General features: G+C 73.0%; 20 protein-coding genes. 12 read left to right on the forward strand and 8 right to left on the reverse strand.

Annotation, left to right across the window (positions count from 1 at the left end):
• Nucleotides 1–48: 48 nt before the first annotated feature.
• Nucleotides 49–1,227 (reverse strand): cytochrome P450, encoded by a 1,179-nt coding sequence (locus OP04_RS19280; protein ID WP_033341126.1) that lies wholly within the window; start codon nucleotides 1,225–1,227, stop codon nucleotides 49–51.
• A 106-nt stretch (nucleotides 1,228–1,333) separates the two neighbouring features.
• Between OP04_RS19280 and OP04_RS19285 the strand changes: the two genes are divergently transcribed.
• From OP04_RS19285 to OP04_RS19320, 8 genes are all read left to right on the forward strand, one after another.
• Nucleotides 1,334–2,530, forward strand: coding sequence for an esterase-like activity of phytase family protein (locus OP04_RS19285; protein WP_033341127.1), 1,197 nt, complete (start codon nucleotides 1,334–1,336; stop codon nucleotides 2,528–2,530).
• 97 nt (nucleotides 2,531–2,627) lie between these two features.
• Entirely contained in the window at nucleotides 2,628–3,827 is a 1,200-nt protein-coding gene (locus tag OP04_RS19290; protein ID WP_033341128.1) for an esterase-like activity of phytase family protein, read from the forward strand.
• 76 nt (nucleotides 3,828–3,903) lie between these two features.
• Nucleotides 3,904–4,386 carry a hypothetical protein gene (locus OP04_RS19295; protein ID WP_033341129.1) on the forward strand — a complete coding sequence of 161 codons (483 nt, stop codon included), beginning with the start codon at nucleotides 3,904–3,906 and terminating at the stop codon, nucleotides 4,384–4,386.
• Nucleotides 4,387–4,454: 68 nt separating this feature from the next.
• The gene (locus tag OP04_RS19300; RefSeq protein ID WP_157240044.1) at nucleotides 4,455–5,210 is read left to right on the forward strand and encodes a hypothetical protein; all 756 of its coding nucleotides are present in this window, start codon (nucleotides 4,455–4,457) and stop codon (nucleotides 5,208–5,210) included.
• 104 nt (nucleotides 5,211–5,314) lie between these two features.
• Complete coding sequence (gene tdh / locus OP04_RS19305; protein WP_033341131.1) at nucleotides 5,315–6,343, forward strand: L-threonine 3-dehydrogenase; 1,029 nt, start codon at nucleotides 5,315–5,317, stop codon at nucleotides 6,341–6,343.
• Between the two features lie 2 nt (nucleotides 6,344–6,345).
• Nucleotides 6,346–7,536 carry a glycine C-acetyltransferase gene (locus tag OP04_RS19310; protein ID WP_033341132.1) on the forward strand — a complete coding sequence of 397 codons (1,191 nt, stop codon included), beginning with the start codon at nucleotides 6,346–6,348 and terminating at the stop codon, nucleotides 7,534–7,536.
• 630 nt (nucleotides 7,537–8,166) lie between these two features.
• The gene (locus tag OP04_RS19315) at nucleotides 8,167–9,072 is read left to right on the forward strand and encodes a LysR family transcriptional regulator (RefSeq protein ID WP_033341133.1); all 906 of its coding nucleotides are present in this window, start codon (nucleotides 8,167–8,169) and stop codon (nucleotides 9,070–9,072) included.
• A gap of 311 nt (nucleotides 9,073–9,383) precedes the next feature.
• Nucleotides 9,384–11,594 (forward strand): putative bifunctional diguanylate cyclase/phosphodiesterase, encoded by a 2,211-nt coding sequence (locus tag OP04_RS19320; protein ID WP_033341134.1) that lies wholly within the window; start codon nucleotides 9,384–9,386, stop codon nucleotides 11,592–11,594.
• On the opposite strand, the gene OP04_RS19325 is transcribed toward OP04_RS19320, so the two are convergent.
• From OP04_RS19325 to OP04_RS49820, 3 genes are all read right to left on the reverse strand, one after another.
• Nucleotides 11,572–12,291 (reverse strand): alpha/beta fold hydrolase, encoded by a 720-nt coding sequence (locus OP04_RS19325; RefSeq protein WP_033341135.1) that lies wholly within the window; start codon nucleotides 12,289–12,291, stop codon nucleotides 11,572–11,574. The two genes, OP04_RS19320 and OP04_RS19325, sit on opposite strands and share 23 nt — an antisense overlap.
• 72 nt (nucleotides 12,292–12,363) lie before the next feature.
• On the reverse strand, nucleotides 12,364–13,257 hold the full coding sequence (locus OP04_RS19330; protein WP_033341136.1) for an RNA polymerase sigma factor: 894 nt from the start codon (nucleotides 13,255–13,257) through the stop codon (nucleotides 12,364–12,366).
• A 402-nt stretch (nucleotides 13,258–13,659) separates the two neighbouring features.
• Nucleotides 13,660–14,337, reverse strand: coding sequence for a hypothetical protein (locus OP04_RS49820; protein WP_051798303.1), 678 nt, complete (start codon nucleotides 14,335–14,337; stop codon nucleotides 13,660–13,662).
• A 112-nt stretch (nucleotides 14,338–14,449) separates the two neighbouring features.
• Between OP04_RS49820 and OP04_RS19340 the strand changes: the two genes are divergently transcribed.
• Nucleotides 14,450–15,364, forward strand: coding sequence for a TAXI family TRAP transporter solute-binding subunit (locus OP04_RS19340; protein WP_232323641.1), 915 nt, complete (start codon nucleotides 14,450–14,452; stop codon nucleotides 15,362–15,364).
• 16 nt (nucleotides 15,365–15,380) lie between these two features.
• Here OP04_RS19340 and OP04_RS19345 read toward each other — a convergent pair whose 3' ends face one another.
• Both OP04_RS19345 and OP04_RS19350 read right to left on the reverse strand, forming a co-directional pair.
• Nucleotides 15,381–16,775 (reverse strand): sensor histidine kinase, encoded by a 1,395-nt coding sequence (locus OP04_RS19345; RefSeq protein ID WP_033341138.1) that lies wholly within the window; start codon nucleotides 16,773–16,775, stop codon nucleotides 15,381–15,383.
• A 19-nt stretch (nucleotides 16,776–16,794) separates the two neighbouring features.
• The gene (locus tag OP04_RS19350; protein ID WP_033341139.1) at nucleotides 16,795–17,454 is read right to left on the reverse strand and encodes a response regulator transcription factor; all 660 of its coding nucleotides are present in this window, start codon (nucleotides 17,452–17,454) and stop codon (nucleotides 16,795–16,797) included.
• A 356-nt stretch (nucleotides 17,455–17,810) separates the two neighbouring features.
• Here OP04_RS19350 and OP04_RS19355 point away from each other — a divergent pair, with 356 nt between their 5' ends.
• Complete coding sequence (locus OP04_RS19355; protein WP_033341140.1) at nucleotides 17,811–18,104, forward strand: WXG100 family type VII secretion target; 294 nt, start codon at nucleotides 17,811–17,813, stop codon at nucleotides 18,102–18,104.
• Between the two features lie 57 nt (nucleotides 18,105–18,161).
• Here the strand turns inward: OP04_RS19355 and OP04_RS19360 are convergent, their stop codons facing one another.
• Nucleotides 18,162–19,415: a hypothetical protein gene (locus tag OP04_RS19360; RefSeq protein WP_033341141.1), complete on the reverse strand. Its 1,254-nt coding sequence runs from the start codon at nucleotides 19,413–19,415 to the stop codon at nucleotides 18,162–18,164.
• Between the two features lie 42 nt (nucleotides 19,416–19,457).
• On the opposite strand from OP04_RS19360, the gene OP04_RS19365 reads away from it, so the two are divergent.
• Both OP04_RS19365 and OP04_RS19370 read left to right on the forward strand, forming a co-directional pair.
• Nucleotides 19,458–19,739 carry a hypothetical protein gene (locus OP04_RS19365; protein WP_033341142.1) on the forward strand — a complete coding sequence of 94 codons (282 nt, stop codon included), beginning with the start codon at nucleotides 19,458–19,460 and terminating at the stop codon, nucleotides 19,737–19,739.
• A complete protein-coding gene (locus tag OP04_RS19370; RefSeq protein WP_033341180.1) occupies nucleotides 19,736–20,317 on the forward strand; it encodes a hypothetical protein in 582 nt (193 codons plus the stop codon). The genes OP04_RS19365 and OP04_RS19370 overlap by 4 nt, the downstream gene beginning before the upstream one ends.
• Before the next feature lie 42 nt (nucleotides 20,318–20,359).
• Here the strand turns inward: OP04_RS19370 and OP04_RS19375 are convergent, their stop codons facing one another.
• Nucleotides 20,360–24,691 (reverse strand): FtsK/SpoIIIE domain-containing protein, encoded by a 4,332-nt coding sequence (locus OP04_RS19375; RefSeq protein ID WP_033341143.1) that lies wholly within the window; start codon nucleotides 24,689–24,691, stop codon nucleotides 20,360–20,362.
• Between the last annotated feature and the right edge of the window lie 14 nt (nucleotides 24,692–24,705).

Genomic DNA, 24,705 nt, shown 5'->3' on the forward strand with positions numbered 1-24,705 from the left:
CGCACTCCTTGCTGATGGCGATACGGGTCAACACGCCAGTCTACGGACTCACCCGATCGTGACCGGCAGCGCGGAGTAGCCGCGGAGCACCAGCCGGTCCCGGCGGGTGGCCGGACCGTCCTGGGCGAGGCCCGGCAGCATCGTGACCAGCATCGGCAGCGCGACCTGCGCCTCCAGCCGGGCCAGCGGCGCGCCGAGACAGTAGTGTGCGCCGCCGCCGAACGAGACCGGCTGCACGTTGCCCCGGTCCGGGTCGAAGCGGGCCGGGTCCTGGTAGCGCTCCGGGTCGCGGTTGGCGGCGCCGAGCAGCAGGCCGACCGAGTCGCCGGGGCGGATGGTCACGTCGCCGGCCTCGATGGTCGCGGTGGCGAAGCGGGTGGTCATCTGGACCGGGGAGTCGTACCGCAGGATCTCCTCCACGAAGGCGGGCGCGAGGCTGTCGTCCGCGCGCAGCCGCGCGGCCTGCTCCGGGTGGTCGAGCAGCAGCGTGAGGCCGGTGCTCAGCAGGTTCGTCGTGGTCTCGAAGCCGGCGATGAGCAGCAGCACCAGGTTGGCCAGCAGTTCCTCGCCGCTCAGGTCACCGGACGCGGCGAGCGCGCTGGTCAGGTCCTCCCGCGGCGTGCGGCGGCGGTCCGCGACCAGGCCGGTGAAGTAGTCCTCCAGCTCGCGGCCGGCCACGCCGGCGAGCCGCATCTCCGTCTCCGTGCTGATCGGCTCCAGCACCACGGTCAGGTCCGCGACACGCTGCCGGAACCAGGCCCGGTCCTCGTCCGGCACGCCGAGCAGCGCGCAGATCACGCCGATCGGCAGCGGGTAGGCGAACGCGTCCACGAAGTCCGCACGCGGCGGCAGCGCCTCGATCAGCTCCTTGGCCTGGGCCGCGATCACGTCCCGCATGGCGGCGACCCGGCGCGCCGTGAACGTGGCCGCGGCCGCGCGCCGGATCCGGGAGTGGTCCGGCGGGTTCGTCTGGAGCATGGACAGCACGAACGCGGCGACGCCGCGGTTGTCCCGCCAGTCCGGCCAGAACTCGTCGTAGTCGGCCGCGTCCGCGATCCGCATGGACGGGTCGCGCAGCAGCTGGTTCGTCAGCGCGTGCGAGGTCACCCACCACCGTCCGTCGGCCAGGAATATCGGAGCGTGCTCACGGAGCACGTCGAAAGCCGGGTATGGGTCGTTACGTCCCTCGGGCAGGAAGAGTGATGCCAATGCGCTCTGATAATCCATGACCCCCGTGCCTCCTCTGTAGACCAGTGACCACTACCTATCATGCCTGGTGAAGGCCACCACAATGTTGCGCGCCATTTCCCGCAGACCCTTACTCTCTGCAACCATGAAGAAGATCACCCTCTACGGGTACGCCGTCCGCGCGCTGTTAGCCATCGGTGCTTTCACCGTGACTCTCGCGTTCGCCGGCGCGCCCGCACACGCGGACGACAACCCTGTGACCGCGCCCACGCTCACGGGCTGGGCCGGGCTCGCGCCGGAGACGTTCGTGCCCGGGAGCATCGCGTCCGGCGCCGCGCTCGGCAAGACCGCGATCCACGGCATCCCGGTCCCCTGGAAACGGCAACCGGTGCAGGGGTTCTCCGGCCTGTTGCACAACAAGGACGGCACGTTCGACGCGCTCTCCGACAACGGGTACGGCAGCCGCGGCAACAGCGCGGACTTCCTGCTGCGCATCCACAAGGTCAGACCGGACCAGGCCACCGGCACGGTCGACGTGCTCGGCGGCGTGAACCTGACCGACCCGGACCGGCACGTGCCCTGGCGGCTGACCCGCAAGGACCGCACGCTGACCGGCGCGGACTTCGACCCGGAGTCGATCGCGCGGGACGGGAACGGCGGCTACTGGATCGGCGACGAGTTCGGGCCGTACCTGCTGCACGTGGACGGCAGGGGAAGGCTGCTCGCGGCGCCGGTCCCGATGCCCGGCGTGATCGCTCCGGAGACCGCGGACCGTACCGGCGAGGTCGCGAACCTGCCGTCCAGCAAGGGCATCGAGGGCCTGGCCGCGTCCCCGGACGGCCGGCACCTCTACGCGCTGCTGGAGGGCACCGTCGACGGCGACGGCGCGCGTGACCTGCGGCTGACCGAGTTCGACACGCGCAGCGGGCAGTACACCGGCGTCCGGTACACCTACCGGCTGGAGGCCGAGGGCATGGTCGCCAGCGACGTGGTCGCGGTCGACGCGAACCGGTTCCTGGTCATCGAGCACGACGGCGGCCTCGGCGCGAACGCGGAGACCAAGCGGATCTACCTGGCCGACCGGCGCTCCACCGGCGTCATGTCAAAGTCGCTGGTCACCGACCTGATGCAGGTCGCCAACCCGCAACGGCTCGGCGACTTCCGCCGCACGTTCTCGTTCCCGGTCCAGCCGGAGGGCCTGGTCGTCCTGGACGACTACACGCTCGGCGTGGTCAACGACAACAACTTCCCCGGCTCGGCCGGCCGCTACCCCGGCGTCGCGGACAGCACCGAGTTCCTCACCATCCGCCTCCCGAAGGCCCTGAGCGGCAACGGCTACTGACCGGCGGGCGGGGTGCTGCCCCGCCCGTACCGGTACGGCCATGCCGATGTCGGCCGTCATTCACCGGGCTCGCCTACGTTGAGCGACCATGCGAAAGATGACCACTCATGCGGCCGCCGGTGCCGGCGTGCTCGCGCTGACCTTGGCACTCACCGGCGGGCCGACCGAGGCGCACGGGGACAGGGTGAAGACGCCCACGCTCACCGGGTTCGCGTCGTTGCCGGCGCTGACGTTCGTGCCGGGCAGCGAGCCGTCCGGGGCCGCGCTCGGGACCGCGCCGGTCAACGGCATCGCGGCGCCGTGGGACGACCAGCCGGTGCAGGGCTTCTCCGGCGTGCTGCGCAACGCGGACGGCAGCTTCGACGTGCTCTCCGACAACGGGTTCGGCACGCAGGCGAACAGCGCGGACTTCCTGCTGCGCATCCAGCGGATCGCGCCGGTGTTCGGCACCGGCAGGGTCGACGTGCTGGGCGGGATCAACCTCACCGACCCGAACCGGCAGGTGCCGTGGGACCTGGTCCGCGACGACCGCGTGCTGACCGGCCAGGACTTCGACGTCGAGTCGATCGTCCGGGACGCGGACGGCGGCTACTGGATCGGTGAGGAGTTCGGGCCGTACCTGCTGCACGTCGACCGGGCCGGCCGCCTGCTCGCGCCGCCGGTCGCGCTGCCGGGCGTGGTCTCGCCGGAGACCGCGGCCCGCACCGGCACCACCGCGAACCTGGCGTCCAGCAAGGGCTTCGAGGGGCTGGCGAAGTCGCCGGACGGCCGCTACCTCTACGCGCTGCTGGAGGGCACCGTCGCCGGTGACACCGCGGGCGACCTGCGGTTCAACGAGTTCGCCACGCGCACCGGGACGTACACCGGCAAGCGTTTCACCTATCGGCTGGACGCGGCGAACCTGGCGATCGGCGACGCGATCGCGGTGGACGAGAACCGCTTCCTGGTGATCGAGCGCGACGGCGGCCAGGGCGCCACCGCCGTGATCAAGAAGATCTACCTGGCCGACAAGCGCGACCGCAACCGCGACGGCGTGCTGGACAAGACGCTGGTCGTCGACCTGATGAACATCGCGAACCCGCGTCGCGTCGGCGGGTTCGGCACCACGTTCACGTTCCCGTTCACCACGATCGAGGACGTGATCATCCTGGACGACAACACGCTCGGCGTGCTGAACGACAACAACTTCCCCGGCTCGGCCGGCCGCACGCCCGGCGTCGCGGACAACAACGAGTTCATCACCGTACGCCTGCCGACGTCGCTCGACGCGGACAAGCGGATCCTCCAGCAGCGCTGACCGGTAACCCCGGCGGCGCACCGCGCGCCGCCGGGGCCGGGGGCTCCCATCGGCTGGACTCCGGCATGATCGGCGCATGGCGGAGCGGGTCATCTACGGGCGGAAGTGGAACTTCCGGCGGCACGAGCCGGTCTACCCGATCTCACCGACCGCCGCCGCAGCCCGGGACGCCCGCGGCGACCACTACGCGGTGGCGCTGGCGGCCCCGGACGGCCCGCCGGACGCGGTCATCGAGGTCGCCTGGCGGCAGGACCACGCCGGAGTGTGGTTCCTGGACGCGCAGGGCCGGCAGACGCTGCTCTACGAGTTCCGCCGGGCCGGCGACCGGCTGTTCCTGCACTCCGTGACGCACTGGGACTACTCGCTCGGCGGCGACGGCGCGACCCGGATCGACGAGCGACGCTTCCGCGAGGACGGTGCCGTGCGCCGGATCGTCACCGACGACGACGCGGACGACCAGGTCACCGAGGACGACCGGGACGTGGACGTGAGCGCGCACTGGGAGCCGGTGCCGCGATTCGGCGAATGGGCGTCGCTGGCCCGACGCGATCGGGGCTGATCAACAGTCCGGGTGGAAATCCCGCGTTCCGGGCATTCCGCCCCGGCTCCGGTGCGAGTCTGACCCGCATGGAACGCAGACTGCTTCTGGCCGGGGTGGCCGCGGCCGGCATCGCGATCGGCACGCCGGGCACCGCCGTCGCCGGGCCGAAACACCCGAAACCCATCCTGGAGTACGGGCAGGACGGCGGCTTCGTCCCGGCCGGCTGGAACGAGCTGCGCGCCCAGTCGCTGGTCATCTACCCGGACCGCACCGCGATCGCGGACGCCCGGCACCGGCTGCGGCTCGGCCCGATCGACCGGCTGCTCCGCCAGGCCGTCACGGTCCTCTCCGACCAGCGCAACGGCGACCTGACGCTCGGCCCGGACGACCCGCAGATCGCGGACGCACCGCACACCTACTTCCGGACCAGGGTCAAGGGCAAAGAGCTATACCTCAGCGCGTACGCCCTGGAGACCTACCGCGCGGCCCACGGCTACCCGGCGCCGACGTATGCGCTCTTCGACGCGCTGGAGAACGTGGCCGCGCGGGTCAGGATGCGCGGCGAGCGCTACCGCCCGGACGCGCTCAAGGTGGTCGCGATCGCATCCGAGGAGGGCGGTCCCAGCGGCGCCGTCCGCCCCTGGCCGGCCGGGGTGCGGGTGCCGGAGCTCCGCGACGACGGCTGGTGGGGTGTGGAGGACCGGCACGGCGCGGACGCGCGCGCGGTGCTGAGGCTGATGCCGCATGACGGGCCGGAGGATTGGCGCCACTACCGCGTACCCTCGGGAAAGATCTTGATCTTTTCTTATCGCCGCCTTCTGCCGCACGAGCGCACGGTGTGAAGCACAACTGCGGCCCGGCTTAAGAAATCCTCGATGGACCCGGCGGGTCGTCATACCGCATATTGCTGACGAATCCACCCACTCCCGGATGAGGAGCCGCCGCGTTGAAGGCGCTGGTCAAAGAGAAGGCGGAGCCCGGATTGTGGCTCGCCGACGTGCCCGAACCGGTCGTCGGCCCGGACGACGTGCTGGTCAAGGTGCAGCGGACCGGGATCTGCGGCACCGACCTGCACATCCGAGCCTGGGACGGCTGGGCGCGCCAGACGATCAGCACGCCGCTCGTCACCGGCCACGAGTTCGTCGGCGAGGTCGTCGGGACCGGCCGGAACGTGACCGACATCGCGATCGGCGACCGGGTCAGCGGCGAGGGCCACCTGGTCTGCGGGAAGTGCCGCAACTGCCTGGCCGGCCGCCGCCACATGTGCCGGGCCACGATCGGGCTCGGCGTCGGCCGCGACGGCGCGTTCGCCGAATACGTCGCGCTGCCCGCCACCAACATCTGGGTGCACCGCGTCCCGGTCGACCTGGACGTGGCCGCGATCTTCGACCCGTTCGGCAACGCCGTGCACACCGCGCTGTCGTTCCCGCTGGTCGGCGAGGACGTGCTGATCACCGGCGCCGGCCCGATCGGCCTGATGGCCGCGGCCGTCGCCACCCACGCGGGCGCACGCCACGTCATGATCACCGACGTCAGCGAGGAGCGCCTCGCGCTGGCCCGCAAGGTCGGCGTCAGCCTGGCGCTCAACGTCGCGCACACCACGATCGCGGACGGGCAGCGCACGCTCGGCCTGCGCGAGGGCTTCGACGTCGGCCTGGAGATGTCCGGCCGCCCCGAGGCCATGCGCGACATGATCGCCAACATGACGCACGGCGGCCGGATCGCCGTGCTCGGCCTGCCCACCGACGAGTTCCCGATCGACTGGGCCCGCGTGGTCACGTCCATGCTCACCATCAAGGGCGTCTACGGCCGCGAGATCTTCGAGACCTGGTACTCGATGTCCGTGCTGCTGGAGGGCGGCCTGGACCTCTCCCCCGTGATCACCGGCCGGTACGGTTTCCGCGACTTCGAGGCCGCGTTCGACGAGGCCGGCAGCGGCCGCAGCGGCAAGATCATCCTCGACTGGAGTATGTAATCGTGTTCACCTCCGTGCGTGACGACCTCCGCGCCACCCTCGACGAGATCAAGGCCGCCGGCCTGCACAAGGCCGAGCGCGTGATCAGCACGCCGCAGTCCGCGTCCGTGACCGTGGCCTCTTCCGAGCTGCTGAACTTCTGCGCCAACAACTACCTCGGCCTCGCCGACCACCCCGACGTGGTCGCCGCCGCGCACGCCGCGCTGGACCGCTGGGGTTACGGCATGGCCTCGGTGCGCTTCATCTGCGGCACCCAGGAGGTGCACAAGGAGCTGGAGGCGCGGCTGTCCGCGTTCCTCGGCCAGGAGGACACGATCCTCTACTCCTCCTGCTTCGACGCGAACGGCGGCGTGTTCGAGACGCTGCTCGGCGCCGAGGACGCGGTCATCTCCGACGCGCTCAACCACGCCTCCATCATCGACGGCATCCGCCTCTCCAAGGCCCGCCGCTTCCGGTACGCCAACCGCGACATGGCCGACCTGGAGAAGCAGCTTCTCGAGGCCACGTCCTCGGGTGCCCGGCGCGTCCTGATCGTCACCGACGGCGTCTTCTCCATGGACGGCTACGTCGCACCGCTCCGCGAGATCTGCGACCTGGCCGACCGCTTCGGCGCCATGGTCATGGTCGACGACTCGCACGCGGTCGGCTTCGTCGGCGCCGGCGGGCGCGGCACCCCCGAACTGCACGGCGTGACCGAACGCATCGACATCATCACCGGCACCCTCGGCAAGGCGCTCGGCGGCGCCTCCGGCGGCTACGTGGCCGCGCGCGCGGAGATCGTGGCGTTGCTGCGTCAGCGCTCCCGCCCGTACCTCTTCTCCAACACGCTCGCCCCGGTCATCGCCGCCGCCTCCCTGAAGGTCCTCGACCTGATCGAGGGCGCAGGCTCGCTCCGCACCCAGCTGACCGCGAACACGGAACTGTTCCGCTCCCGCATGGTCGCCGAGGGCTTCGACATCCTCCCCGGCGACCACCCCATCTCCCCCGTCATGATCGGCGACGCCGCCACCGCCGACCGCCTCGCCCAGCAACTGCTCACCCACGGCGTCTACGTGATCGCCTTCTCCTACCCCGTCGTCCCCCAGGGCAAGGCCCGCATCCGCGTCCAGCTCTCCGCCTCCCACTCCACGGAGGACGTCGAGCGCGCCGTCACCGCCTTCGTCTCGGCTCGCGCGGAACTCGGCCTGTCCTGACGCTCGCTCCACTTCGTGACGCGCTAATCCCCGATGGGCGCGTCACGCCACCATCCATCTGGCACGCCACCATCCATCTGGCACGTCGCCGGCCCATCGCGTCGTGACGGATGGCATTCGCAGGCGCTGCGCGCCCGAAATTTCAGCATTTATCAGTGCGGCTGCGGCATGGTCACGATGACGCCAGCCCGTCGGCGGGTTTTTGTCTTTTTTGCGTAAGCAGCCACAGAGGTGACCGCCTGGCTGCCCCGTATGCCGTCGACCCGCCCGCAGGGGTGCAGATCATCGGCAGGGCCGCCACCAACGCAACCGGCGGCAAACAGCGAAACGCAAGCCTGAACCCGGCCACGACGCAACCACCGGCGGGTCGCGATCCGTCACCCTCAAAACCGGACCACCCGCGAACCGCAGCCGATCAGCGAGAAGCGCCCGCCCAAACGTGAGAACCACGAACCCGCCGCACGACAGACCAGAGCTGGCGGCCCTGCCGATGATCTGCTCGGCTTGTCCCGGGTCGATGGCACCCGCCCACCCAACGCACCAGTAACACAAAATTTCAGGCGCGACAGCGCCCGAAGACACCCCCAGCCCCCGCCTCACCTCCCCACCCTGCGCGACAATGCAACAGACATGATCGACGTCCGGCGTCTGCACATCCTCAGGGCGGTGGCCGATCACCGGACGGTGACGGCCGCTGCCGCCGCGCTCTACCTCACCCCCTCCGCCGTATCCCAACAGCTCACCGCCCTCGAACAGGAAACCGGCCACCGCCTCGTCGAACGCGGTGCCAAGGGCGTCCGCCTCACTCCCGCCGGCGAGATCCTTCTCGCCCACACCAACACCGTCCTCGCCCAGCTCGAACGCGCCGAGGCCGAACTCTCCGCCTTCAGCTCCGGCGCCGCCGGCCCCGTCACCATCGCCGCGTTCGCCACCGCGATCGGCCAGGTGGTCGCCCCCGCCATGATCCGGCTGTCGGCCACCGCCCCCGGCATCCGCATCCGCGTCCAGGACGCCGAGGGCGACGCCAGCCTGCCGATGGTCCTGGACCGCCAGGTCGATGTGGCCGTCGCCGTCGAGTACCGCGGCGCGCCTCCCGCCGACGACCCGAGGCTGACCCACGTCCCGCTCTACGCCGAGCCGTTCGACGCCGTCCTGCCGACCACCCACCGCCTGGCCGGGTCCGCCGAGATCCCGCTCGCCGACCTGGCCAAGGACCCGTGGATCGGCCAGCACCCCGGCAACCCCTGCCACGACGTCGTGGTCATGGCCTGCGAGAACGCCGGCTTCCAGCCCCTGCTGGCCCACTCCTCCGACGACTTCCGCGCCGTCGTCGCCCTGGCCGGCGCCGACGCAGGCGTCGCCCTGGTCCCCCGCTCCGCCCTCCGCGGCACCGACCTCACCGCCGTCGTCGTCCGCCCCGTCGACGGCATCGCCCCCACCCGCCGCGTCTTCGCCGCCGTCCGCCGCGGCGCCGAGGACCACCCCCTCATCCGCCCGGTGCTGGAGGCGTTGCGCGAGGAGTCGACTGCTTTATAGGACTCCCTGAAGCCGTACCGCCGCTCGCAGGCCCGTCCGGCGCACTGGATGAGGTCGTCCGTTCCGCTGTCGATGAACGTCCGCAGCTCGACGTGGACGGGCAGGGAGAGCTCAGGACGCCGATGAACGCGATCAGGGCCACGATCGCCTCGGTGGGGACGCCGCCGGCGGAAGCGGGTGCCAGGTGTGGAGGGGGCGAAAGCATCCTCGGAGCGTAGTGGGGCGGTAACCGGAATGCGCCGCCTGAACGTGCCGGATGACACAAAAGGCGTACAGCTCAGAACGGGCGAGGGCGGGCCGATGGGGAAGGTGTGGAGACTCGGTCGCGGGGGTGGCTGTGGTGGCCGGCGGGTGGGGTGCTGGCCTTCGCGCTCTACGTGTTCCTGCCCGCGGGCATGGCGACGACGTTCTCGGCCGTGGTCGGGCTGGGGGCGGTCGCGCTGACGCTGGCGGGGGTACGGCGACGGCCTCCGTCACGCCGGATGGCGTGGTGGATGTTCGCGGCGGGGCTCACGATGTGGGTGGCCGGGGACACGATCTACGCGTCCGAGGCGATCATCACCGGTGGGCACACGTATCCGTCCTGGGCCGACGCGTGCTATCTCGCGGCGTACCCCATGCTGGTGGTGGCCCTTTTTCGCCTGGCGCGGTTCCGGCGGCGGCGGGAGCTGGCCGGGCTGATCGACACGGCGATGAGCGCGACCGGGTTCGGGCTCGTCTACTGGGTGTTCGTGATCGGGCCGATCGTGCGGGAACCGGGGATGTCGCTGCTGACCCGGCTGGTGTCCGCGGCGTATCCCACGTGCGGCGTGCTGCTGTTCGCGGTGGCGGGGCCGCTGCTGGTCCAGCAGGGGCGGCGCAGCCCGGCGACCTGGATGCTGACGTTCGGCAGTGCGGCGACGCTGATCGGCAACGTGGGGTACACGGTGATCCCGCCGGACGGCGGGCTCAAGGACCGGCTGGTGTTCGGCGCGTTCCTGTTCGCCTACTTCGCGTTCGCGGGCGCGGCGCTGCACCCGTCCGGGAACATGCCGGACTCGCGGCCCGCGGACATGCAGGGCTGGCAGCGGATCACGGTGCTGACCGCCACCACGCTGCTGGTGCCGGCCGTGCTGTTCGTGGAGGCGAGGGGCGGCACGGAGCAGGTCGACATCCAGGCGATCGCGGTGGGCGCGGTCGTCCTGTTCCTGCTGATGCTGATCCGGTTGTCCGGGTTCTTCGCCACCGTGCAGCGGCAGTCCGAGCAGCTGGAACGGCTGGCGATGCGCGACGACCTGACCGGGCTGGCGAACCGGCGGTTGTTCGAGCAGTACCTGTCCCAGGCGCTCCGCGACGGTCTGGTGCAGGTCGCGGTGCTGGACCTGAACGGGTTCAAGGAGGTCAACGACACGTTCGGGCACGCCACCGGCGACCAGTTGCTGATCGTGGTCGCGGACCGGCTGCGCGAGGTGATGCGCGGCGACGACGTGGTGGCCCGGATGGGCGGCGACGAGTTCGCGCTGCTGGTGCGCGAGGTGTCGCCGACCGCGATGTCCGCGATCGCGGAGCGGATCAGCGCGTCGCTGCGCCGCCCCGTGGACGCGAACGGGCAGCAGCTGCTGGTCAGCGCCAGCGTCGGCACCGCGGGCAACGAGAGCGGCGAGGTCAGCTCCGACGAGGTGCTGCGCCGGGCGGACTGGGCGATGTACGCGGCGAAGCGGGCCGGCGGCGGCCGTCACCTGCGCTACACCGCGGAGCTGGACGCGCAGGCCACGGTGCGGGCGAGGGCCGGCGCGGAGCTGCGGACCGCGCTGGAGCAGGGCCAGTTCCACCTGGTCTACCAGCCGATCGTGGAGCTGCCCGGCGGCCGGATCGTGTCGGTCGAGGCGCTGGTGCGGTGGACGCATCCGGAGCGCGGGTTCGTCAGCCCGGCCGAGTTCGTGCCGATCGCGGAGGAGACCGGCCTGATCATCGAGCTGGGCGAGTGGATCCTGCGGCAGGCGTGCGCGCGGGCCGTGTCCTGGTTCGCCGAGTTCGGCGACGTGGCGCCGCAGCGGATCAGCGTGAACGTCTCCGCCCGCCAGCTGGCCGAGCCCGGGTTCGCCGGCCTGGTCGGCGCCGTGCTGACCGAGACCGGGCTGCGGCCGGAGCAGCTGGTGGTGGAGCTGACCGAGACCGCGGTCTTCGACGGCGGCCAGGCGCTGCGCACGGTGGAGCTGCTGCACAAGCGCGGGGTGCGGATCGCGCTGGACGACTTCGGCACCGGCCACTCGTCGCTGACGCTGCTGCAGACCGTGCCGGTGGACGTGCTGAAGGTGGACAAGTCGTTCGTCGACAAGGTCACCATGGCCGGCCGGCACGCCGTGATCGCGACCGCGCTGATCCAGGTCAGCGACGGTCTGGGCCTGCAGGCGGTGGCGGAGGGCGTGGAGACCGCGGAGCAGGCGGAGGAGCTGTACCGGCTGGGCTACCGGCTGGCCCAGGGTTACCACTTCGGCCGGCCGGTAGCCCAGCCCGACTTCACGCGCGAGTTCGCGGCGTGAGGAGCGTGAGCAGTGCGGCCGTCGCCTCGTCCGGGCGGGTCAGCATCGACTGGTGGCCGTGCGAGACCGGGACCGGCGTGAGGCCGAGCCGGGAGGCGAACTCCGCGCCGGGCCGGATCAGCACCCGGTCGTCCGCGCTGAGCAGGTAGTCGACCGGCACGCCGAGTCCGGTCACGTCCGGCGTGTCGATCGGCTCGGTGAAGTAGCGGCCGGGCATCGGCGTCATCAGGTCCAGGAAGAGCCCGCGCAGCTCGTCCCCCGAGTCCGGGAGCAGCAGCGGCAGGTAGTCGGGCACGGCCGGGATGACACCGTCCGGTGTGGACTCGATCGCGGCCCGGATCATCGCGGCGGAATCGTCGCTCTCACCGGTCACCGGCACGCCACGGCGCGGCACCATCGCGTTGTAGAAGACGATCCGGTCCAGCCGGCCAGCCACCCGGTGCGCGGCCGCGGTGACCGGGTAGCCGCCCCAGCTGTGCGCGACCAGCGTCACGCCGCGCAGGTCCGGCTTCTCGATCGCGGCGACGAGGTGCTCGACCGCGTCGGTCATGCGCAGGCCGGCCCGCTCGTCGTCGTCCGCCATGCCGGGGAACGTGACGGTCACGGCCTCGTGCCCGGCCGCGCGCAGCCGCCGCGCGACCGGCTGCCAGGCCCAGCCGCCCTGCCACGCGCCCGGCACCAGCACAAATATCGACATTTCGGTTTTCCGCCCTTCGTGGGGTGAACGTGTTTCGCCCACAAGATGCGGTCCGGGCCCGGAATGTTCGGTCTAGCGCTGAAAAACGCGCAGGCCGCTGACGCGGCCACGATCAAGGGACATCAGCCAGTACGCCTGGGGCGCGCACGTCCGCTCCGCCGCGCCGGTGACCCGCACGTCGATCTCCCACAGCAGCAGGTCGCGGGCGGCGGACACGTCCGCGACGTGCGGGACCATGCCCGCGCCGACGTTGCGCTCCATCACGGTGACCAGCGGCGGAATGCCGGTGGCGCGGCGGCCGTCGCTCCACGCCGCGGTCACGTCGGGGTGCCAGGCGCCGCGCAGGTAGGCGCCGAACGTACCCTCGCGGCCTGATCTTGCGGCTTCTTCCGCCTCGGCGCGGTGCGCGGCCGGCACGCCGGAAGCACCGTCGTAGGCCGCGTGCCGGGCCGCGCCGAGCGCATCGGACAACTGTTTGCGGGCCTCGTGCAGGCGGCGCCGGACCGTGCCGGACGGCACGCCGCAGATCGCCGCGATCTCGTCGTAGCTGTGCGCGGAGGAGAAGTAGCGCAGCATCGTCACGGCGCGCAGCGGCGCGGACAGCCGGCCCATCGCGTGCGCCACCCAGTCCCGCAGCGCCTGCCGTTCCAGCAGCTCCTCGGGGGTGTCGCGCGGGTCCGCCAGGGACGGCAGCACCGGCGGGGCCGCGCGCAGCCGCATGCGGCACACGTTCCGGACGATCATCTTCAGCCAGGGGCCGGCCGCGGCCGGGTCGCGCAGGTCGCCGATCCTGGTCAGCGCCGTCAGCGACGCGTCCTGGACCGCGTCCTCCGCGTCGGCGGCACGCGGCAGCACGCTGAGCGCGACCGCCATCATCCCGGCGCGATGCCGGGCCAGCAGCTCCCCGAGCGCGGCGGCGTCACCGCGCTGGGCCAGCACCACGAGTTCCGGGCTCTCCGCGATCATCCTCGAACTATGACGCGCCGGACGCGGCTTCCGTAGAGAAGATCACGTGCCGAAGATCAAAAGATTGATATACCCGATTGGTCTCACATCGCCTGCCGAGGCCTCCCGGCGACACCGGTCGTCGCTCTCCGGCCAGGGGTGGGTGGCCGGGGCGGCAGCGGGCTCCCTGCCATTGCCGTGGGTGCAAGGGCAAAGACCCCGTCCGCCTCGCACGATCGGCCGGTGGCCGCCGATCGGGCGCTTGCGGTGGTGCGTGCGGTGCGCGGGCGCAGGTGGGCGCTGGGCGGATGCCGGTCGGGGGTGGGTCTGCCGGGTGGGGCGCATGCCGGTCGGGTCGGTGTGCCGGCGAGGACGGATGCCGGTCGAGGAGGGTGCCGGCGGGAGCGGATGCCGGCGGGTGGGTCAGGCGACGGCGAGGTCCGGCTGGACCCGGGGGACGCGGGTCTGGCGGGCGAGCGTGAGGCCGGGCAGCTCGTAGCCGGTCAGCGTGGCGGCGGCGGTCTCCGGGACCGCGATCACGAAGCAGCCGGAGCGGCGGCTCACGCTGGCGGTCACGCCGAGCAGGCGGGCGGCCCGGACCAGGATCGCCACCATGTCCGGCTCCGCGATGCCGATGCGCAGCAGGCCGTGCCGGGGACGCAGCCGGCCGACGAGCAGGCCCGCGTTCCAGGCGGCACGGGCGAGGACCACCCGGTGCATGTGGTGCGGGGACGAGTGGCCGAGCGGGTCCGTGCCCAGCAGGCGCTGCCGTCCGCGCTGCCAGGAGGTCACCATCATCCGGTCCACCGCGATGCGGTCCGGCTCCGCGATCGTGACCTGCTGCACCGCGTACCGGCGGACGCCGCCGCCGTCCCGCTCCTGTGCGCGGGCGCGGTAGCCGAGACAGTCGAGCAGCGTGGTGAGGCGCTGCGAGGCGTCCTCCCGGTCGAACTCCGCGACCGCGGCGTTCTGTGGCGCGTCCGTGCGCCCCACGGCACTGAGCCGGGGCCGGCGGGTCTCCGTCGGCAGGACAGGACGGGCGCAGCGGACCAGGCACACTGCCTCGAACGCCGTGACGAAGGTACTGGTGAGGAAACTCATATCCTCCTCCTTCCTGTTCGTAACACCGTGTCGGAGCAGGGCCGCACGTGCGACGTTCAGCGCCGGGATTTGTGCCAAACTTGTGCGAACTCATGAACACGGAAACGAACTCGTGAACGCCCCCGGGAGCCCGGTGCCGCGGCGTACCGCCCTGGCCGGGCTGGTGGTGCTGCTCGGTGCCGCGGCCTGCTCCGGGACTGCCCCGCAGCCACGGCGGCTGCGCATCGCGGCCGGCGCCGGCGACCTCGGCGCCGATCTGGCCGCCCTGGTCAACGCGCACCTGCGGAACGTGGCGGCGTCCGTGGTGCGGCCGGCGGCCCCGACCGGCGCGGCGGACCTGATCGCGCGCGGCGAGGCGGAGCTCGGCTTCTCCCAGACGGACATACTCGGTCCGGACCAGTCCGTGACCGCGCTGGCCCGCGTCTACGACGACCTGTTGCACCTGGTGGTGCAGGCGGACCGCCCGATCACCACTGTGGACGACCTGCGCGGCCGGCGCGTGTCCGTGGGCGAGTCCGGGTCCGGCACCGCGGTCACGGCCGGGCGGTTGCTGGCCGCGGCCGGGGTGGAGGCCGGGGCGTACGACCGGAGCGAACTGGGTCTTGACGACGCGATCGGCGCGCTGGCCCGGGGCGACGTGGACGCGTTCTTCTTCTCCGGCGGGCTGCCGGTGGCCGGGATCCGGGACCTCAGCGCGCGGACCCGGATCCGGATCGTGGACCTGGCCGGGTGGGCCGGCACGCTGCGCGGCACGTACAGCGACGTCTACGTGGTGCGGAACATCCCGACCTCGACCTACCAGGCGCCGCCCTCGGCCACGATCGCGGACACGACGCTGCTGCTGGCGTCCGCGTCGCTGCCGGACGCGCTCGCGTTCGACGTGACGCGGCTGCTGCTGGAGCACCGGGACACGCTGGCGGCGACCCACCCGGCGCTGGAGGCACTGGACGCGCGGTCCGCGGTCGCCACCATGCCGGCGCCGCTGCACCCGGGCGCCGCGCGCTACTACCGGTCCGTCAAACCCTGATGCGGTGATCGGGGCGTCAGGCGGACACGTCGGCGGGCAGCGTGCTGGGGCGCCACCAGATGCGGGCCTCCAGGCCGCCGGTCGCGGCCGGGGACAGTGTGAGGCGGCCGCCGGACGCCTCGACCAGCACGGTGACGATCGGCAGGCCCAGGCCGGCACCGTCCACGTTCTGCGCGCCGGGGGCGCGCCAGAACCGTTCCGTCGCGCGGCGGCACTGCTCCTCGGTCATACCGGGGCCGGTGTCGCACACGGTCACCTCGACGCCGCCGTCCCTCGACGCGACCGTCACCTCGACCCGGCCGCCGCCGGGCGTGAACTTGAGCGCGTTGTCGATCAGCGCGTCCAGCACCTGGTCGAGCGCGGTCGCGACCGCGTCGATCGGCCGCGGCCGCTCCGGCACGGTGACGCGCAGCGTGATGCCGCGCAGCTCGGTCAGCGGACGCCAGGCGCGCTCCCGGTTCAGCGTGACCGCGACCGCGTCCACGGTCTCGGTGTCGTGCCGGCCTCGCTCGGCCCGCGCCAGCGAGAGCAGGCCGTCGAGCATCCCGGCGAACCGGTCCGTCTCCTCCAGCGCGAACCGGTGGTCCTCGCGCGCGTCGTCGTCGTCCAGGTACATGCCCAGGCTCTCCACTCGCAGCCGGAGCACGGTGAGCGGGTTGCGCAGCTGGTGGCTGGCGTGCGCGACGAACGACCGCTGCCGCTCCAGCGACTCCGCCACCGCGTCGGCCATCTCGTTGAAGCCGGCCGACAGGCGGCGCAGCTCCGGCGGGCCGACGCCGGGGTGGACCCGGGCCCCGCCGTCGCCGGCCGTGATCTCGTGGGTGACCGCGTCGAGCCTGGTCACCGGGCGCAGCACCCAGCCGGCCAGCCAGAACGCGGCCAGCACGCAGACCGCGACCGCGACCAGGCCGAGCACGCCCAGCTCCAGCCAGGCGACCGTGACCGCGCCGCGGTTGTCCCGGGTCGGTGAGACGGTGACGATCGCGCCGAGGACGGCCCCGCCGTCGTTGACCGGCACCGCGACCACCAGCGGGCGGGTCTCCCAGGGCCACAGCATGCCGGGCGTGCTGATCGTGCGGCCGGCCAGCGCGCCGCGGACGGCCAGCTCCGCGTGGGCCGGGACCGTGTGGTCACCGCCGAAGCCGATCCACGGCCGCTGGTCCAGGTCGACGAAGATCGCGCCGATGCCGTACAGCTCGTGGTAGCGGCCCAGCTCGTCGAGGAGCGAGGCCAGCTCGCCGCTGCGGACCGCGGGCACGGCCAGCGAGGCGAACCGGGTCGCGTCCGCGACCCGGTCGGAGAGCACGCGCTCGGTCTCGCGGCCGGTCAGCGAGACGGCCAGCGGGATCTCCAGCGCCAGCAGGACCAGGCAGAGCAGGAGGACATAGGTGGTCACCAGTCTCCTGCGCACCCAGGATCCTCCTACTCGATCATTCGACGCACAGACGGTAGCCCACGCCGCGGACGTTCTGCACGAGGTCGGGCCGGCCGAGCTTGGCGCGCAGCGAGCCGACGTGCACCTGCAGCGTGTGCTTGCCTGACCAGGTGGTCTGCCACACGTCGAGCAGCAGCCGCTCGCCGGTGAGCACCACGCCGGGCTGCCGGGCCAGCGAGCCGAGGATGTCGAACTCCTTGCGGGTGAGCGTGACCGGGCGGCCGTCCACCTGCACGGTGCGGGCCGCGTAGTCGATGCGCAGCGGGCCGAGCTCCACCGTCTCCGGCGCGGCGCGGCCGGTGCGTGCGGTGCGCCGCAGCAGCGCCTCGATGCGGGCCTGCAGCTCGGCCATGGAGAACGGCTTCACCACGTAGTCGTCCGCGCCGATCCGCAGCCCGACCACGCGGTCCCGCTCCTCACCGCGCGCGGTGACCACGATGATCGCCAGGTCCGGGTCGCGGGCACGCAGCGCCCGGCAGACGTCGACGCCGTCGCCGTCCGGCAGGTTCAGATCCAGCAGCACCAGGTCGGAGGGCGCGGCGGAGAGGGCCGCGGCGGCGGTCGCGGCGTGCTCGACCGTGTAGCCGCTGCGCTGGAGCATCGACATCATCGCCGCGGCGACCCGGAAGTCGTCCTCCACCAGAAGAATCCGCATGCGCCCTCAGCCCGCCGCCCTCGCTCACGCCGTGTCTTCTCTTCACCAGAACGTAGGGCGTGGTTGTTTCGGGGAAGCGCTCCACCGCGCCCCCGATCAGCCCTGAACCGGATGAATATATCCACGAAAAGGAGATCGGGACCACACGAAAGCCGGACCACCCCGGCACAGGACCGGCCGGGCTGCCGCGCGGCCTGGCACCGCAGAACGGTCCTGACCTGCGCATACCTGGCACGGGCGGCCGCTTGTGGACCGTCAACAGCACGGCAGCGGTTTGTTGACACTGCCTCACTATCCTTGGCCGGGCAGGGTAGGGCGTCCGCCCTATCCGGGACACCGATCAAGGGGTACGCACCATGCCCAATTTCGCCGTCAACAGCGACGAGACCGCGCAGACGTCCGCGACGCTGCTCGCCGATTTCACGGCGCTGCAGGACAAGCTGACGGAGGTGCGCGGCAAGATCGACGGACTGCTGGCGAACGGTTACTCCACCCCCGCCGCCCAGCAGAAGTTCCAGCCGTTCTTCGAGGAGTTCGCCCGCGGCTTCGAGCAGGTCAACCAGGGCCTCGAGGGCATCGGCAACTACGTCCGTACCGTCGGCGAGGCGTTCTCCGACACGGACCAGCAGCTCGGCAACGCGCTCGGCTGAGTCCGATCCGGACCCAGGCCCCCGGGAACGGTCCCGGGGGCCCTTCCGCATCGTCGTCTAGGCGACCAGCGACGGGACCGTCACGGCACGGTCCAGCCACGGGATACGCACCTGACCATCGGAGCCGGCGTGCCAGGACCAGAACGCGCCCGGCGCCGCGCCGTGCACCAGCGCGGCCCAGCCGCCGTCACCGGCGCACAGTTGCGCCAGCCGGGCGGCCTCGTCCGCGCCGAGCGGGCGGGTGACCAGGACCAGGCCGCTCAGCCGGCGACGGCGGGCGGCGTCGCGCATCACGCCGGGCGTCTCCGGCGCGGCCGGCGCGGCGATCACGGCGGCCAGCGCGGCCACGTCCGGCACGCGGCGCACCGACGGCGGGGCGAGCGACGGGTCCGCGTCCGGGCCGGCCACCGCGATGATCGCCAGGTCGGGGCGGTGGCGGGTCGCCTCGGTCACCAGCGTGCGGATCACGGACGACGCGACCTCCGGGTCACCGTCGACCGCGAGCACGCCGTCCAGCCAGCTCAGGTCCAGGACCAGCAGCTCCTCCTCGGTGCCGCCGACGCGGGCGGGCAGCGCGACGCCGTCCGCCGCGTCCGTCCGGCCGGGACCGCCGGCCCGGCGCCAGACGCCCGGTGCCTCCGCGGTCCAGCCGGCCTGCGGCGCGACGGTGGTGCCGACCCAGGCGGTGGTCGCGTCCGGCGCGGTCAGCACGCCGAAGACCTCGACGCCGGCCGGACCGGACACCGGCGCGGGCGTCTCCCGCAGCGCCGTGCCGAGCCGGCGGCGCAGCCGGGCCTGGGCCTGTGCGTGCAGGCGGGCGGCGCGGCGGGCCTCGATCCCGGCGGTGAACCGGCGGTACCGGCGGGCGATCGGGCGGCGCGCGAGCACGCCGACCGTGACCACGCCGAGCAGCACGGCGCCGGCCAGTGACAGGATCAGCGCGGTGTTCCAGAACGGCTTCGCCGCCGCGCCGACCCGGGCGAGGCGGACCTCGGGACCGGAGGCGTCGTCGGGCAGCCGCAGCACCCAGCCGGGCTTGGGCGTGCCGGTGGCCGCGGTCAGCGCGCCGCCGTCCGGCTGCGGGCGGTTCAGGTTGAGGTCGAGGATCTCGCCGGCGCGCTGCGGGTCGCCGACCGTGCGGTCCGCGATCGCGGCGAGCGACTCGTCCCGGTCGCCGGCGGGCACGACGTACACCTTGACGGTGGCGCCGGGCGCGTCGGCGCCGGAGGCGGCCTCCGGGACGAGCAGGGACAGCAGTACCGCGGCCAGCACGGCCGCGGCCATCCGGAGCCGGTGGGTGACGGTGGGCATGCGAACGGATTCCTTCCGAAGACGATGTGCAGGAGGCAGTGAATGGCGGAGATCGTGGTGCCGGGCGCCGCGCTGGAGGATGCGTCGACGGCGCTCAGCGAGATGCTGACGTTCGTCGACTCCGACCGGATCCCGGGCGACATCGAGGCCGCGTTCGGGTCCGACGTGGTCGGCGACGCGGCGCGTGACTTCGACCGGCGCTGGGGCGACGGCCGTTTCCAACTCAAGCGGCAGGGCGAGGACATCCGGGAGTCGATCGAGCAGATCCGGACCGCGTTCCAGCAGATCGACGAGGACGCGGTCGCCAGTCTGGAGGCACGATGAGCACCACCACGGCCCGGTTCGTGATGCGGATCCCGGAGGGCTGGACGAAATATGACCTGACCGGCGGGCAGCTGGCCGCGACCGCGGCGCAGGAGACGGCCGGCGTGGACGATCCGCAGCTGCGTGCCGGGCTGGAGGACGGCTACCGGCAGGCGGAGGAGCTGCTGCGCGCGTACGTGCGGGACGGCGCACTGGCTGCCTCCGGTCTGATCGAGATGTACGAGGACGGGCTGCTGATGGCGTTCGTCACCGTGTTCGCCACCCGGCTCCCGCAGGGTTACGAGGACGACGTGGCCGCGTTGCTGCGGCCGGACGGGGCTCGGCGGGCAGGCCCCGGTCGTACCGCCGCGGCAGTGGATCTTCCCGAGGCCGGCGCGGCCGTGCGGGTGACCGCCACGGAACGGGTCCCGCTGCCCGACGGTCACGCCGTCGACATGCTCACCGTGAACACGTTCGTGGCGATCCCGGACGCGCCCGGTGAGCACCTGGTGGTCAGCTGCGCCACCCCCAACCTGGCCCATGCCGAGGCCCTGACCGGCCTGTTCGACGCCGTCACGGCGACGTTCCGGTTCGTCTGAGACGGTCGTGGGCCGCGGCGGACCGCCGCGGCCCACGGTGGCTCAGGTCGTCCGCGGCACCTGGACGGCCAGCAACGAGCCGTCGCCCAGGTGCAGGTACCCGCGGCCCGGCTGCGGCGGGCGCCCGACGATGCCGCGTGGCAGCCGGACGCCGATCACCTCACCGTCCGCCATGGACTGCGGGGACAGCAGCATGCCGGTACGGTTCCGGCGTGCCTGGCCCAGCCACCCGGCCAGCGACGTGGTCAGGCTCTCCGCGTTGCCGCCCGCGACCACGCCCCAGCCGTCCCCGGCGCCGCCGCGGGTGAGCAGCAGCAGCTCCGCGTCGATGTTCGACTGGGCCATCAGCTCGGCGTCGTCGATCAGGATCACGCCGGTGTCCTGGGTGACCTCCGTGAGCAGCTGCTGGAACCGCGCACGCGGCACGGCCGCGTCCTCGATCACGGCGACCACGTTCGTCTGGCCGGCGAGCTCGCGCAGCGGCGAACGGCGCGGCGCGATCACGATCAGGCCGGTGCCGTCGAGCAGCAGCGACCGGGCCACGGTCAGCAGCGCGGTGCTGCGGCCGGAGCGCGGCGGGCCGCCGATCAGGAACGTCGGCGTGTCGCCCAGGTCCGGGCCGACCGCCTCCAGTTCGTCGCCGCCGACGCCGAGCAGCACCTGCAGCGCCTTGCCGCCCTCCGGCCGCCGGGCCTGCGCCTCCGCGAACGTGAGCAGGTCCGGCAGCACGCCGAAGGAGCGCGGCCCGCGCGACCGGGGCACGTCCGCGTCCCGGGCCGTGACCGTCTCCGCGATCGCGGTCAGCGCCGCGGCCTGACCGGCGCCGGACAGGTCCGGGCCGAGCACCGCGATCTGCGCCTCGGCCGCGTCCGCGTGCCGGATCGCCCGGCCGGGCTCCTGCTCCGGCGGCACGGCCTTGCGGTCGACGCCGACCGTGGAGTAGTCGGCGCGGTCGTTGAGCCGCAGGACCAGCTTGTCCTCGGTCGCACCGGCGTACCGGCCGGCACCGAGCGCCTTGTCGCCCGCGATGATCAGGTGGACGCCGGCGGCCGCGCCGTCGCGCAGCAACCGGACCAGGCGCTCCAGGTAGCGGCCGTTGTCGAACGTGACGAACTCCCGCTCGTACACCTCGAACCGGTCCAGCATCACCACGATGTGGGCCGGCCGCTCCTCCGCCGGGAGTCCGGCGCGCAGCTCCGCGAGGTCGGCGGCGCCGCGCTCGCCGAGGCGGGCCTGGCGGCGGGTCAGCTCCGCGCCGAGCCAGTCGAGCATCCGGTCCAGGCGCTCGGTCTGCTGCCGGTCCACCACCGCGCCGCAGTGCGGCAGCCCGGTCAGCGGCAACAGCGCGCCGTTGCCGCAGTCGATGCCGTAGATGTGCAGGTCAGCACTGCTGTGTGCCTGGGCGAGGACGGCGGCGATCGTGCGCAGCGTCTGCGAGCGCCCGCTGCGCGCGGAGCCGAGCACGTAGAGGTGCCCGGTCGTGTCGATGTCGATCGTCAGCGGCTCCCGGCGCTGCTCGGCCGGGAGGTCCACGATGCCGTAGGCGACACCGTCCATCCCGGCCAGCTCCGGAAGCTGGACGATCTGCGGCAGCGCGGGCAGCCACGGGCTCGGCTCGGCCGCGATCCCGGCCTCCTCGGTCGCCGTCCGGATCGCCCGGACCAGCACCAACAGGTCCGTCTCCGGGTCCTGGTTCCCGCCGGGGCGGGACGCTCGGGCCGGACGCGCCGGCGGTTCCGCCAGCTGCGCCCAGCCGACCTCCGCCACGTCCAGCAGCGGCTCCCCCACGACCGTGGCCGAGGACGGCCGCGGGCCGCCGATCCGGCCGGCCTGGAACGGCAGCAGCGCCGAGTAGCTGAGCCGCGCGTACGCCCGGCCCGGCGTGCGCGGGGACAGCTCGCCCGCGTCCGGCGCGTCGATGATGTCCCGGCTCTCCGACGGGTCCGTGGTCCGCAGCGCGATGCGCAGGTTCGTGTTCGCGCGGATGTCCGGCGTGACCGCGCCGGACGGCCGCTGCGTGGCCAGCACCAGGTGGATGCCGAGCGACCGGCCGCGCTGCGCGATGTTGACCAGACCGGTCACGAACGTCGGCAGTTCCCGCACCATCGAGGCGAACTCGTCGATGACCAGCACCAGGCGCGGCAGCGGCGGCAGCGCGGCGTTGCGCGACCGGCGGTCGTGGTAGACCACGATGTCCGGCGCGCCGTACGACGCCAGCATGTGCTCCCGGCGGCGCAGCTCCGCGCCGAGCGAGGTCAGCGCGCGCTCGACCAGGTGCGTGTCCAGGTCGGTGACCATGCCGACCGTGTGCGGCAGCTGCTCGCACTCCGCGAACGCGCTGCCACCCTTGTAGTCGACCAGCACGAACGTCATCTCGTCCGGCCGGTTCGCCACCGCCAGCGTCGCCACCAGCGTCTGCAGCAGCTCGGACTTGCCGGCGCCGGTGGTGCCCGCGATCAGCGCGTGCGGGCCGTCCCGGACCAGGTCCACGGAGAACTCGCCGTCCAGCCCGATGCCGAGCACGGCCTGCGTCGAACGCGGGCGCAGGCTCCAGCCGGTGCGGACCTGCTCCGCGGTCGGCGGCTCCAGGCCGAGCACGTCCAGCAGCCGGGCCGCGGTGGGCAGCACGGCCTCGTCCGAGCCGCCGGTCGGGCGCAGCGGGGCCATACCGCGGGCTATCTCCTCGTACCAGCTGGTCTCGGGCTGGTCGACGCGCAGGCCGGTCACGTCCGCGTCGCTGCCGGAGCTGAGCGTGCCGGCCTGACCGTCGGTGCGCAGCACGGCGCGGCACTCCTCCGGCAGCAGCCGTTCCTCCGCCTCCACACAGACGACGAAGATGCCGGCGGCCGGGCCGTCACGCAGCAGCGGTACGACCCCGGGCAGCGACCGCAGCCGCCGCGCGCCGTCCAGCACGACCAGGTGCGCCGGTTCCTCGCTCACGTCCTGCCGGGCGGCGAGCGCCTCGGCGCGCGCGGCCAGCAGCTGGTTCAGCTCGGCGATCCGGCGGGACACCGACTCCGTCGAGGAGCCGATCAGCGCGTACGACGTGGCGGTGTCCGACTTCGCGTGCGGCAGCCAGCGCAGCCACGACCAGCGGTGTTCCGCGTCCCGGTCGGTGAGCACCCAGATGCGCAGGTCGGCCGGGCTGTGCAGCACCGCGGACTGCGCGGCCATCCAGGTCGCCTGCCACCGCGCGCCCGGCCCGGCCAGGCCGATCACGCCGCGGCGGGCCACCGGCAGCGGCACCGGCACCTCGTCCAGCATCGGCGTGGTGGTGCGGCGGTGCTCGTCCAGCGCCGGGTCCTCGACCCGCACCGAGGACGCCACGTCCGCGGTGCCGGCGCGCAGCTCCAGGAAGTCCGGGTCCGCTCGGCGGCGCTCCCACAGCCGTTCGGTCGGCTGCATCGCGATCCGGGCCAGCATCGCCGGGTCCGGGTAGCCGTGCCGGCGCAGCGTCGCCTCCTCCAGCACGGCCGCGTCCGCGTCCGCCCGCACGCGGGCGAGCGTCTCCTCGTACTCCCGGACCTGCTCGGCGAACGACTTCCGGCCGCGCTTACGGTTGCCGAACAGCGTCAGCAGCGCCGCGGCCGGCGACAGCAGCGCGATGAACACGAACCGCCAGCTGCCGGTGGCGAGGATGCCGATCAGCGCGGCGCCGACCGGGGCCAGCAGCAGCGTGGCCAGCGGGATCGGGCTGCGTTCCGGCTTGCGCGGCTCGACCGGCAGCTTGAACCGTCCGCCGGCGGCCTGCGGCGTGAACCGCGGCGGCCGGTTGAACTCCCAGACCAGTTCGTCGTCCGCGCGGTTCAGCGGCGCGCGGCGGGGCAGCTCCGTGGCCAGCTCCACCAGGTTCCCGCCGACGATCAGCTGCTGGCCGGCGGGCCACTCGGTGTGGTCGCCGCCGCCCGTGCCGCTGCCGACGGCCGTGCCGTCACCGGCCGTGCCGCTGAGGACGAAGACCCTGCGGTCCGTGCGGACCAGCACCTCCGGGCCGTCCGCCGGGGCCGGCGGGTCGAGGCGGATCCGGGCGGCCGGGCCGCTGCCGATCCGGTACTGACCGGGCCGGAGCCGGTACGTACGGCCGGCGCCCGGACCGCCGACGATCCGCAGCTCCACGGCGTCGCCGGCCGCGGTGGTGCCGTGCGCCGGGCGGCCGAGGCCGAGCGAGGCGCCGTCCGTCACGCCCGCCTCGGCCAGCGTCAGCTCCGGCGGCACCGGCCGCTCACCGACGAACAGCGCCGAGCCCGGCGGCGCGCCGAGCGCACCGTGCAGGCGTGCGGCGAGGCCGCCGATGCTCGCCTGCGAATCCGCGTCGACCACCACCCGGGCCGGCTCAGGCCGTCCCGGGGTGTCAACGCTGACGTTGATGCGCACTGTCTCTCCTCTCC

It is taken from the genome of Catenuloplanes japonicus, from assembly GCF_000717135.1.
GTDB lineage: Bacteria > Actinomycetota > Actinomycetes > Mycobacteriales > Micromonosporaceae > Catenuloplanes > Catenuloplanes japonicus.